The following is a 12,176-nucleotide window of genomic DNA, read 5'->3' as shown; positions in this document are numbered from 1 at the left end:
CGCAAGCGGGGTTGAACCGACAGGGACGGTCGCCGCTTAGTGCTGAAATTCGAGTTCCCCGCGCAAGCGGGGTTGAACCGGATGTATCCGGCTAATCAACCCCTCCCTTTCCGAGTTCCCCGCGCAAGCGGGGTTGAACCGGGCACGTTCAGCTACATGGGCATCGATCAGTAGAGTTCCCCGCGCAAGCGGGGTTGAACCAATAGCGTGATAATGAGGGCGGGAGTAATTAGAGAGTTCCCCGCGCAAGCGGGGTTGAACCTCCCCTAATGCAGTGATGATTTTGATGTCTCTAGAGTTCCCCGCGCAAGCGGGGTTGAACCGTTAGTTTTGAGACGTGCGCCTATGTGGCCCGCGAGTTCCCCGCGCAAGCGGGGTTGAACCGTTGCTATCTCAGGAACATCCTGAAGAATTTGCGAGTTCCCCGCGCAAGCGGGGTTGAACCGTCTGGCATCTGGCTCAGAAATTCGACGGTCTGCGAGTTCCCCGCGCAAGCGGGGTTGAACCGCGCAATTTCAAGATGGGTGTTGCTCAAAATCAAGAGTTCCCCGCGCAAGCGGGGTTGAACCGCGCTTTACCGACGACACCGATAGAAATCGTCAGAGTTCCCCGCGCAAGCGGGGTTGAACCGGAGGGATTGAACAGGGGCGCACTGGAAACTCGCGAGTTCCCCGCGCAAGCGGGGTTGAACCGGACTAATCATGTTGACACGTATGCACATTCAGGAGTTCCCCGCGCAAGCGGGGTTGAACCGTCGTTGCGCTGATTAAAAAACGCGTCAAGGAGAGTTCCCCGCGCAAGCGGGGTTGAACCGCATCCGCTATATGGCTTGCGGAGAATATGGAAGAGTTCCCCGCGCAAGCGGGGTTGAACCGGTCCAGCGGAACCTAATGGCCTATCAGTCTCAGAGTTCCCCGCGCAAGCGGGGTTGAACCGAGTTTTCACGTTGGTCAAGTAAACCCGGTATAGAGTTCCCCGCGCAAGCGGGGTTGAACCGCTGGGCACTCCCGCTATCACTTTTAATCCTCTGAGTTCCCCGCGCAAGCGGGGTTGAACCTCCTATTAACTCGCTGCCGTTCCGTGCCTACAACGAGTTCCCCGCGCAAGCGGGGTTGAACCGGCAGAATTCAAATAACGGAATGGCAAGGGCTGGAGTTCCCCGCGCAAGCGGGGTTGAACCGAGTTTTCGCGTTGGTCCTCTAAACCCGGTATAGAGTTCCCCGCGCAAGCGGGGTTGAACCGAATCCAAACTGGTGACCGCATATTTGACGAATGAGTTCCCCGCGCAAGCGGGGTTGAACCGGCGTCGGCTGATTAGCAGGATACAAACGTTCAGAGTTCCCCGCGCAAGCGGGGTTGAACCGCGATTCTGGTGTCGGTGATGTCCTAGGTTTCGGAGTTCCCCGCGCAAGCGGGGTTGAACCGAAATTTTTACGCAGGGTAATGCGCAGGATGATGAGTTCCCCGCGCAAGCGGGGTTGAACCGGACAGGGCCGAGTAACGAGCGCAGAGTTTCAACGAGTTCCCCGCGCAAGCGGGGTTGAACCGTTGACACCCGACGCAAAAAGAGATAGACTTGGGAGTTCCCCGCGCAAGCGGGGTTGAACCGCAGTTTGAAATTACTCATATCATCCGGACCGTCGAGTTCCCCGCGCAAGCGGGGTTGAACCGGCATGTATAACGATGTGACTGGTAATTCTGCCGAGTTCCCCGCGCAAGCGGGGTTGAACCGGAATTTTCGCGTTGGTCTAGTAAACCCGGTATGAGTTCCCCGCGCAAGCGGGGTTGAACCGTTGACACCCGACGCAAAACGCGGTAGACTTGCGAGTTCCCCGCGCAAGCGGGGTTGAACCGTTACGCTTAGCAACCTCAACATTAGGTTCGACCGAGTTCCCCGCGCAAGCGGGGTTGAACCGCGGCCAGACAGATAGAACGAATCAAAGAAGGAGAGTTCCCCGCGCAAGCGGGGTTGAACCGGATTCAAGTACAACGCCGGAAAAGACGAACTCAGAGTTCCCCGCGCAAGCGGGGTTGAACCGAAAACGTCGCGGCCTAATGGCGATCAAAGGATGAGTTCCCCGCGCAAGCGGGGTTGAACCGCGAAGTGGTATTACAACCGAGTGAATAAGACCGAGTTCCCCGCGCAAGCGGGGTTGAACCGCCAAAAACCTGCACGTTGACCTTCCCTTTGAAGAGTTCCCCGCGCAAGCGGGGTTGAACCGTACCACTCCCGCAGCCACATCCTGAGCCGCGTAAGAGTTCCCCGCGCAAGCGGGGTTGAACCGCGTTTCATTGCGCTCACCGGAACTCCGTCGCCGAGTTCCCCGCGCAAGCGGGGTTGAACCGGCGCTTTTGTTTATGAACTGTCTTTGCTTGAAGAGTTCCCCGCGCAAGCGGGGTTGAACCGCCTTCGCCGCTTCCGTCGATAAAGCACTTGCAGAGTTCCCCGCGCAAGCGGGGTTGAACCGGACTAAAGAAGCTGGCATCAGAGGACGCTCCCGGAGTTCCCCGCGCAAGCGGGGTTGAACCTTACTCCGGCTCATGCGGTTTTGGTGTTATGAAGAGTTCCCCGCGCAAGCGGGGTTGAACCGGTGTTTTACTTAGGTAAAAATATAGGTTAATAGAGTTCCCCGCGCAAGCGGGGTTGAACCGAATTGCAAATTCCTCAGGATGTTCCAGAAATAGAGTTCCCCGCGCAAGCGGGGTTGAACCGCGCCTCAGAAAGCGCCGCCCAGGTGAACGCATCGAGTTCCCCGCGCAAGCGGGGTTGAACCGTCTAATCCTATGCTTGGTATTCCGTCTCGTTTCGAGTTCCCCGCGCAAGCGGGGTTGAACCGGATTTTTAAGATGAAAAAAGTTTTGATTTCTGTGAGTTCCCCGCGCAAGCGGGGTTGAACCTTTACCTCTCAGTGATTGATACAACAACAAAATGAGTTCCCCGCGCAAGCGGGGTTGAACCGTTTTAATTTCTGTTTATGACAGGGTTGCCGATGAGTTCCCCGCGCAAGCGGGGTTGAACCGCCAGAAGGCAATGCATTCTGATGCGGTTTCTAGAGTTCCCCGCGCAAGCGGGGTTGAACCGCTTGGATCGCCTACAAAGAACGTTGGATAGTGGGAGTTCCCCGCGCAAGCGGGGTTGAACCGATCAAGGCGCATTTTATTGAAGGAAAAAATGTGAGTTCCCCGCGCAAGCGGGGTTGAACCTGGCGTTGGAGCATCCTGAGGAATTTGCAATCCGAGTTCCCCGCGCAAGCGGGGTTGAACCGCATTTCCAGGTAGACCATACCGCCGATCGAAAGAGTTCCCCGCGCAAGCGGGGTTGAACCGACTCAGGTTCCCAGTTTTGTTGCGGCTATGGAGAGTTCCCCGCGCAAGCGGGGTTGAACCGCATTAAATAACATCCGAATTTACGGACGTGTGAGAGTTCCCCGCGTGAGCGGGGTTGAACCGTTTTTGTCAAAGACAAACTGCCCGGAGATCGTGAGTTCCCCGCGTGAGCGGGGTTGAACCGAGAGGCATAAGGATATGCGCCGCATATTTGATGAGTTCCCCGCGTGAGCGGGGTTGAACCGCCATTCGTTGCCGCTCTGCTCAAAATGCGTTCGGAGTTCCCTGAGCGACCGGGGTTGAACCGGCAAATTGGAGCCGGAAGCATCTTTCACGAGTTTTATCGTTAAATTTTGAATAAAGTTCGACCCACATTGGCTTAACCGCTAATTTTTACCGTTTAAGTAGCACTAATACTTGGGTAATTGAAAACCACCGCAGGCTCGACACTACTTTGGAAAAAGCCCTGCAGTTTCTTGACAAGCTCAAGGCTCGTGTTGCTGAAGAGAACCGCCTGGAACAATTGGCTAAAGACCGGGAGCTCGAATTGCAGGCTCGTAAAAGGATGGACAAACTTTCTGAATTGGCTCGATCAAGTAATGATTTGCCGGGTTGTTTCCATCTCTACAATGTTGGAGCCGCACTTATCCGTAAAGTTTGGTGCGACTTAAAGATGCCGGAGTTTTTTCGGTATCTTCAAAAGGATCGTAATGTTGGCCATTCGTACGACAAAGCGGCTTATCTACTCACCGAGCAGCGATTGTTGGCTCCGGCCAGTAAGCTTCAGAATTTCAAGAACAAGGACTCAAGCATTATTGATCACTCCGAGATTGATCATCTTCAGGATTTATATTGAGTTCTTGATCTATTGAAAGAGGACAAAGAGAGCGTTGTCAGCCATCTCAACCGAGAAATTCAAAAGAGGATAAAAAGGAAGATCACTGCCGCCTTCTATGATGTAACCACCTACAGTTTTGAAAGCCGCAACATTGCTGATTACAAAGACTTTGGCCAGAGCAAGGATCATAAGGTCAATGAAGTCCAACTGATGCTTGGACTGGTTATGGATGAGAATGGCATCCCCATTGATTATGAACTCTTCAACGGAAGCACTAATGAATTCGGAACCATGGTACCGTTGATTAAGAAGATCAAAACGACTTACGGCATCGATCAATTGATAGCAGTTGCTGACCGAGGGTTAAATTCAAGTGAGAACCTTTTTGCGCTCAGACAAATAGGCTGTGATTTTGTAGTTGCACAAAAGTTTAAGAATGCCTCAGCCGATGAGAAAAAGACAATCCTAGACCAAAACAATTGGCAGCAGAGTACATGCGACGAAAATGGAGAGATACTTTACCACTATAAGACGATAGAGGTTAATAAGCCGCTATACGAAACCAGAATCAGCCCTACGACAAAACTAAACTACAAGACAAAAAAAGTAATTGACACTATGAATTTGCATTGGATCGTCTCTTACAGTCCGCGCAGAGCAAAAAAAGATAGGGCAGACAGAGATAGAGCGATTGATGAGGCGCTAGATGCGATTAAGAATCCGGGCAAACTACGTCTAACCGGCTATAAGTCATTGGTTAAAGTGCCAAGAAAAGACGGTACACCGCAATTAGATACCGAAAAAATAGAAGAACAATCTCAATGGGATGGGTATTACGTTATTTGCACAAATCTTGAAATATCACCCGAAAGAGCCACTGAGATTTACCGAAAGCTCAGGCAAATTGAAGATTGTTTCCGCGTCAGCAAATCTCAATTGGAGACTCGGCCATGCTTTATATGGACAGATTCTCACATATATGGCTATTTCTTGAGTTGCTTCATAAGCTTGGTGTTAGAAAAATATATGCTTTACAGTCTCAAGCAGGAACTAGGAGATCAAGTCACTCATGGGAAGATGTGTTCTGCCTTACGTCAATCCCAAGTCGTCTACGATGATATCAATCCACAGCAGCCGCTATTTCTTAGGTTATACGAACTGGGGCTGTTTGATGAAATGAGTAAGCACTTTGGTCTGCAGGTCCTAAGTCGCGTAGAGAAGCCCGTAGGCCTAAAAAAGAAACTTCATTTACCCGGACTGAAAGTTGCAGCGACCACGTCGTAAAAATCGTAAGCTCGGAGAAGTCCCGCTGCACGGGGATTCCAGGGATTTTATGCGGTCGTAAACTGTAAAACTCGGGAAGATATCTTGTTTGCGTTTAAGACAGCGATACGCGCGTTGTTAATTTGTCGTGCTTGACTGCTTCATGCAGACGAGGATTGGAAACTCTCGGAGAGCAGTCTGAATTTAGTCTGAGAATAAAAACCTTTCGGAAAGGAATGCATGCAAAACGTCGGCTCGTATGCGGAGCTTTAGGCAATTCATGCATAAAAACGCATTAATATCGATAAAAAACCGGTATTAGACTTCCTGAAGTCCAGCTCGTAAACTCAGTTAAGCACAACAAAAATTCCTTCGGAGAATCAGTATGAAACGCAGAAGTTTGATGCTGGGCGCCGCGGCAGGGTTCGGCGGTTTGTTTTTTCCTCTGCAGGGCTTTGCCTCGGGCAGGGGGCCTGCAGACACTCCAATCGCAGACATTACGCTTCCAAATTTAACCGCGGATGCGGCAGCTCCGGTGGTTTACTATTCACCGGTGGTCAACTCCGATGCCTTGCTCCGCCTTCTCAAGGCGATCGATCCGGATTTCAAAGGAAAAGTCGGTATCAAACTGACATTTGAGAACTATCGGGATCGAGCGGTCAAGATCAATCCTGACTTGATCAAGCCGCTTGTCAGTGAGGTTAAGGGAACGCTGATTGACAGCAATTATTTTGATTCTGCAAGAAACGACGCCACTTCACACTTAGAAACCGCCAAACAGAACGGATTTGATAAGGTCGGGCCGATCGATATCTTGGACGCTGAAGGAGAAATCGCGCTACCGGTTCATGACGGCCTCCATCTTAAAACCTTCATTACCGGCGCTCATCTTTCCAATTACGACACTTTGATTTCGATTGTTCGGTTCAAAGGTCATAACCTGCTTCGGTACGGCGGAACGATGAAAAATCTTTCCATATGTCTGGGTACGCCGCGCGGTGCGGCACAAATTCACAGCGGCGGCAAGGTGACCGAGTATTACTCTTCTGCCGGCGAAAAGACGACGAGCGAAGCCATGGCTGACGCTGTGAAAGCGGCTCTTGACTATAAGCCCGGAAGATGGATCTTTTTCAATATTATTGATGGGTTGGACCCGCAGAGAAGAGACAGTTGCAAAGAAGCCAAGAATATCGGCGATATCGGTATCTTAGTGAGTCGTGACCCTGTCGCCTGCGATCAGGCAGCCGTCGATATGGTGTACGGTTTTGCGCCGAACGAAGAAGTTCGCAGGAAATGGGAGAAGGAACACTACACCGATACGCTTTCGGCGGCTGAGAAAATCGGTGTCGGCTCTACAACGTACCGACTTCAGGTTGTGAAGTAGCTCAATTTTTCAGATAGCTCGAGGTCCTATAATTTGGGACCTTTTTCTATTTATACGAGGTCTCGGATTAAGTTTTTCCCGAACAGTCGGAAAAAGTTCGGTAAAAATATCTAATCAGTCGTTAAACGGTGGCATACTCAAAAGATTACTTCAAAACAATCTAAACCAAGAGAAAAATGACAGACTCATCGCCTAAGACTCTTTATGACAAGATTTTTGACGAACACGTTGTCCGAACCGAAGAAGACGGAACAGCAACGCTTTATATTGACCGCCATCTGGTCCATGAAGTGACCAGCGCTCAGGCCTTCGAAGGTCTGAGAATGAATGACCGCAAGCTGTGGCGCTCGAGTTCGGTGGTTGCGACGGCGGATCACAATACGCCGACGACCGGCTGGGAGCAGGGTCTGGAAGGAATTACCGACCCGGTTGCCAAACTGCAGGTTACGACTCTGGATCAAAATATTCGAAATAACGGCTGCGCCGCGTATTTTCCATTCCTCTCGAGAGGTCAGGGTGTGATTCATGTCATGGGCCCCGAAGAAGGCGCGATTCTTCCCGGTATGACAGTCGTTTGTGGAGACTCTCACACCAGTACTCATGGCGCCTGCGCTGCGGTGGCGTTTGGCATTGGTACGAGTGAAGTAGAGCACGTTATGGCGACCCAAACGCTTCTGACCAAGAAGATGAAGAATATGCGAGTGTACGTTTCCGGAAAACTCTCACCGGGCGTTTTCGCTAAAGACCTTGCGCTTTACATTATTGGCAAAATCGGTACCGCCGGAGGCACCGGCTGCGCAATTGAATTCGCGGGCCCCGCAATTGAAGCCCTCTCGATGGAAGGCCGTATGACGCTCTGCAATATGGCGATTGAAGCGGGTGCTCGCTGCGGTCTTGTCGCGGTTGACGATAAAACCGTTGAATACATGCGCGGACGTACGCTTGCGCCCGAAGGAGAACTCTTTAAACAAGCCGAAGAATACTGGCGGACATTGAAGAGCGACGAGGGGGCTCACTTTGACATTGAAGTGGAAATCGATGGAAACGCCGTTCCTCCGGTTGTCACGTGGGGTACTTCTCCGGAAATGGTCGCGCAGATTACCGACAGAACTCCGGAACCCTCCGAGCAGCCTGATCCTGTTAAACGTGAAGGTTGGGAACGCGCTTATGTGTACATGGGACTTGAACCCAAGCAACCTGTGACCTCCATTGCGCCCGACCATGTCTTTATCGGCTCCTGCACCAACGGACGAATTGAGGATATTCGCGCGGCGGCCTACGTGGTGAAGAAATTGGGCAGGAAGGTTGCGCCGACCATTAAGCAGGCGCTCGTGGTTCCCGGCTCCGGCCTCGTGCGTGAGCAGGCGGAAAAAGAGGGACTGGATCAGATCTTTATTAACGCAGGCTTTGAATGGAGACGCCCGGGCTGCTCCATGTGCCTTGCGATGAACGCCGATAAACTCAATCCGGAAGATCGCTGCGCCTCAACGAGCAACAGAAACTTCGAAGGCCGCCAAGGCAACCGCAGCCGTACACACTTGTGCTCACCCGCGATGGCAGCGGCTGCCGCTATCGAAGGCCGTTTTGTCGATATCCGCAAAATCTTCTAAGGAGCTATCAGCATGAACAAATTCGTTACTTTTACCGGTATTGTCGCTCCGCTTGACCGCTCCAACGTGGATACCGACGCGATTATTCCGAAGCAGTTTTTAAAATCAATTTACAGAACCGGCTACGGCCCGAATCTGTTTGATGAATGGCGTTATCTGGATAAAGGCGAAGTCGGCAAGGATCCGTCGGAACGTACGCCGAACCCTGACTTTGTTCTGAATCAGCCCAGATACAAAGGGGCCGATATCCTGCTTGCCAGAAAAAATTTCGGCTGCGGATCTTCCCGTGAACATGCGGCTTGGGCGCTTTCTCAGTACGGATTCAAAGTCATTATTGCGCCGAGCTTTGCCGATATTTTCTACAACAACTCATTTAAGAACGGACTTCTTCCGCTTCCGCTTCCCGAATTTGTGGTGGATCATCTTTTCAACGAAGTGCAGGCCAATAACGGCTATCGCCTGACAGTTGATTTGGAAAAGCAGGTTGTGATTGAGCCTAACGGCACCGCCCACAGCTTTGACGTTCCTGAGTTCCGCCGCTACTGTTTGCTGAACGGTTTGGACGATATCGGCATTACGCTTCAGCATAAGGACGAAATCGCCGCTTTCGAAAGAGCGCGCCTCAAAGCCAAACCCTGGCTCGTCAAAACTATCTACTAAACAATGATCGATGCGCCGCCGATCGCGGCGCGGCTTAATAGGAAAAACAAATGAAAAAAATCGCAGTATTGGCCGGTGACGGCATCGGCCCGGAGATCATGGCACAGGCCCTGAAGGTGCTGACCGCAATGAAGCTTCCTTTCGAATATGAAGAAGCGCTTGTCGGCGGAGCGGCTTATGCGGCTTTCGGTCATCCGCTTCCCAAGGAAGTCGTGGAGCTCGCTAAGAGAAGCGACGCTGTGCTTTTCGGCGCTGTCGGCGACTTCAAATACGACACGCTGCCGCGTCACTTAAGACCCGAGCAGGCGATTTTGGGACTCAGAAAGGCGCTCGGTCTTTTTGTCAATCTTCGTCCTGCGGTTTGCTTCCCTGAGCTGACTGCGGCTTCCTCTTTGAAGCCTGAATTGGTTTCCGGTCTGGATATTCTGCTTGTCCGCGAACTGACGGGCGACGTTTACTTCGGTCAGCCCCGCGGCAAACGCATCAGCCCTGACGGCGCATTTGCCGGCGCAGAAGAAGGCTTTGATACGATGCGCTACGCCGTTCCGGAGGTAGAACGCATCGCTCATGTCGCGTTTAAAGCGGCAATGGGACGCAATAAACATCTTGTCAGCGTGGATAAGGCCAACGTGCTCGAAACCAGCCAAGTTTGGCGTGACACTATGATCCGCGTTTCTAAGGAATATCCGGAAGTCACACTCGAACATATGTACGTGGACAACGCGGCTATGCAGCTCGTGAAAGCGCCTAAGAAGATCGACGTGATGGTTACCGGCAACCTCTTTGGCGACATTCTTTCCGATGAGGCCGCGATGCTGACGGGTTCCATCGGCATGCTGGCTTCTGCGGCGCTGAATGAAAAAGGTCAGGGCCTTTTTGAACCGTCTCACGGTTCCGCTCCGGACATCGCCGGCCTGAACATCGCAAATCCTTTAGCGCAAATTCTGTCAGCGGCCATGATGCTCCGCTATTCTTTAGGAATGGAGGAAGAAGCAGTACGCATTGAGAATGCGGTTAAGACGGTACTTGCGCAAGGCTATAGAACCGGTGACATTTGGAGCGAAGGCTGCAAAAAAGTTTCCTGTTCTGAAATGGGCGACGCGGTTGTCGCGGCTTTGTAATTAACAATACCTAACGAGACAAAGGGGAAAAATAATGCTGAAACTAGGCATGGTTGGTTGGCGCGGAATGGTGGGCTCCGTTTTAATGGACCGCATGAAAGCCGAGGGTGATTTTGAATTTGTACAGACGACTTTCTTTTCGACCAGCAACGCCGGTGGAAAAGCTCCGGAAGTCGTAAATGCCGATCCGGTTCTGAAAGACGCCGATGATCTCGACGCTTTGGCAGCGTGTGACGTTGTCATTTCGTGTCAGGGCGGCGACTGGACTAAAGCGCATTTCAAACCGCTTCGCGATAAGGGCTGGAACGGCTACTGGATTGACGCAGCCTCTACGCTTCGTATGGAAAAGGACGCCATCATTGTTCTTGATCCGGTCAACATGAGCGTCATTCAGGAAGGTCTTCGCAGCGGCGTTAAAAACTACGTCGGCGGAAACTGCACCGTGAGCCTGATGCTCATGGCGCTTGACGGTCTGATTCGCGCTGATCTGGTCGAATGGATTTCTTCCATGACTTATCAGGCTGCTTCCGGTGCCGGCGCACCCAACATGAGAGAGCTGCTTGAACAGATGGGCGCTCTTTACGGTGTGGCCGCCGAAGATCTGAAGGATCCGCGCTCCGCGATTCTTTCAATCGATCGCAAAGTGACTGAAGAGCTTCGTTCTCCGGACTTCCCGGATAAAGCGTTCGGCGTTCCTCTGGCCGGTTCTCTGATTCCCTGGATCGACCGCGAGGTTGAGCACGGACAGAGCCGTGAAGAATGGAAGGGCGGCGCCGAAGCCAACAAGATTCTTGGCAAACCCGCGATCGGTGAACCGGGCTGCATGCCGGTTGACGGCCTGTGCGTACGTGTCGGCTCTATGCGCTGCCACTCTCAGGCGCTCACCATCAAACTCAAGAAAGACGTCTCCTGCGAAGAAATCGAAAGATTGCTCGCCGAAGCCAATCCTTGGGTCAAAGTTATTCCGAATCACAAGGAAGAGACCATTCATGAGCTCACTCCTGCTAAAGTATCGGGCACGCTGTCCGTTCCGATCGGCCGTATTCACAAGATGAATTTCGGTCCGGAATATGTCACCGCTTTCACGGTTGGCGATCAGCTGCTTTGGGGTGCGGCCGAACCGCTTCGCCGCATGCTCAGAATTTTGGTTGATTTCAAGGCATAAAAGGAATACATGAGAGTCGCTTTAGGACTCGAGTACGACGGCCGATATTTCGAGGGCTGGCAAACCCAGCCGTCCGGACAGACAGTCCAGGACTACCTCGAGTCGGCCGTTGTTCAATTTACGGGTGAAAAAATTAAGGCTGTCTGCGCGGGAAGAACCGATGCGAAGGTTCATGCGTGCGGACAGGTTGTTCATTTAGATACGGAAGCCGACCGAAAAGAGGTTTCCTGGATTCGCGGGCTTAATTCGTATCTGCCCTCGGAAGTTGCGGTTCGCTGGGCGAAAGTTGTTCCTGAAGAGTTTCATGCGCGCTTTTCAGCTGTGAGCCGTACTTACGAGTATTGGATCGCCAACGAGCCGGTTCGCTCCCCGCTCTTGGCAGGACGCGCAGGCTGGGTTTTTAGGCCGCTTGACGAAGTCAAAATGCACGAAGCAGGGCAGCTGCTTTTAGGCGAGCATGACTTCAGCAGCTTTAGAGCGGTCGGATGTCAGAGCAAGACGCCTGTCAAAACCATTGAATTTCTAAACGTTGAGCGAAGAGGGCGCATGATCCGAGTCCATATCAAGGCCAACGCGTTTCTTTATCACATGGTGCGCAACATCGTCGGCTGTCTGGTTTATGTGGGACAGGGCGCAAGACCGGTTGAGTGGATGGGGGAAGTGCTTGAGGCGCGCAGCCGACAGGCAGCCGCTCCGACTTTCTATCCTTCCGGACTCTATCTTGCCGGCGTCGGCTATCCTGAAAAGTTCGGACTGCCTGCTGAGGGCAATTCTCCTTTTTAAGCGGTCAGCGCTGAGCGAAAACTTA

8 protein-coding genes and 1 CRISPR repeat array (1 of these 9 running past the window's edge) are annotated in these 12,176 nt (G+C 52.2%); all 8 genes read left to right on the top strand.

What is annotated here, in order from left to right; translation table 11 throughout:
• A CRISPR array of direct repeats spans positions 1-3,634; the repeat unit is 29 nt; unit sequence GAGTTCCCCGCGCAAGCGGGGTTGAACCG (it extends 685 nt beyond the left edge of the window).
• 147 nt (positions 3,635-3,781) lie between these two features.
• The 8 genes from NFR90_RS07170 (at position 3,782) to truA (ending at position 12,151) form a co-directional block, all read left to right on the top strand.
• Entirely contained in the window at positions 3,782-4,183 is a 402-nt protein-coding gene (locus tag NFR90_RS07170) for a hypothetical protein (RefSeq protein WP_251451847.1), read from the top strand.
• Between the two features lie 12 nt (positions 4,184-4,195).
• On the top strand, positions 4,196-5,449 hold the full coding sequence (locus NFR90_RS07165; protein ID WP_251451844.1) for an IS1634 family transposase: 1,254 nt from the start codon (positions 4,196-4,198) through the stop codon (positions 5,447-5,449).
• A gap of 364 nt (positions 5,450-5,813) precedes the next feature.
• Positions 5,814-6,812 (top strand): DUF362 domain-containing protein, encoded by a 999-nt coding sequence (locus NFR90_RS07160; protein WP_251451841.1) that lies wholly within the window; start codon positions 5,814-5,816, stop codon positions 6,810-6,812.
• A gap of 176 nt (positions 6,813-6,988) precedes the next feature.
• Complete coding sequence (leuC, locus tag NFR90_RS07155; protein ID WP_251451839.1) at positions 6,989-8,422, top strand: 3-isopropylmalate dehydratase large subunit; 1,434 nt, start codon at positions 6,989-6,991, stop codon at positions 8,420-8,422.
• A gap of 12 nt (positions 8,423-8,434) precedes the next feature.
• On the top strand, positions 8,435-9,082 hold the full coding sequence (leuD, locus tag NFR90_RS07150; protein WP_251451836.1) for a 3-isopropylmalate dehydratase small subunit: 648 nt from the start codon (positions 8,435-8,437) through the stop codon (positions 9,080-9,082).
• Between the two features lie 50 nt (positions 9,083-9,132).
• A complete protein-coding gene (gene leuB / locus NFR90_RS07145; RefSeq protein WP_251451833.1) occupies positions 9,133-10,203 on the top strand; it encodes a 3-isopropylmalate dehydrogenase in 1,071 nt (356 codons plus the stop codon).
• Between the two features lie 37 nt (positions 10,204-10,240).
• On the top strand, positions 10,241-11,368 hold the full coding sequence (asd, locus tag NFR90_RS07140) for an aspartate-semialdehyde dehydrogenase (protein ID WP_251451893.1): 1,128 nt from the start codon (positions 10,241-10,243) through the stop codon (positions 11,366-11,368).
• Between the two features lie 9 nt (positions 11,369-11,377).
• Complete coding sequence (gene truA / locus NFR90_RS07135) at positions 11,378-12,151, top strand: tRNA pseudouridine(38-40) synthase TruA (RefSeq protein ID WP_251451830.1); 774 nt, start codon at positions 11,378-11,380, stop codon at positions 12,149-12,151.
• The last annotated feature ends 25 nt before the right edge of the window (positions 12,152-12,176 follow it).

The organism is Parasutterella muris (assembly GCF_943193095.1).
GTDB classification, from domain to species: domain Bacteria; phylum Pseudomonadota; class Gammaproteobacteria; order Burkholderiales; family Burkholderiaceae_F; genus Parasutterella; species Parasutterella muris.
This window is presented reverse-complemented; position numbering and strand designations above follow the sequence as displayed.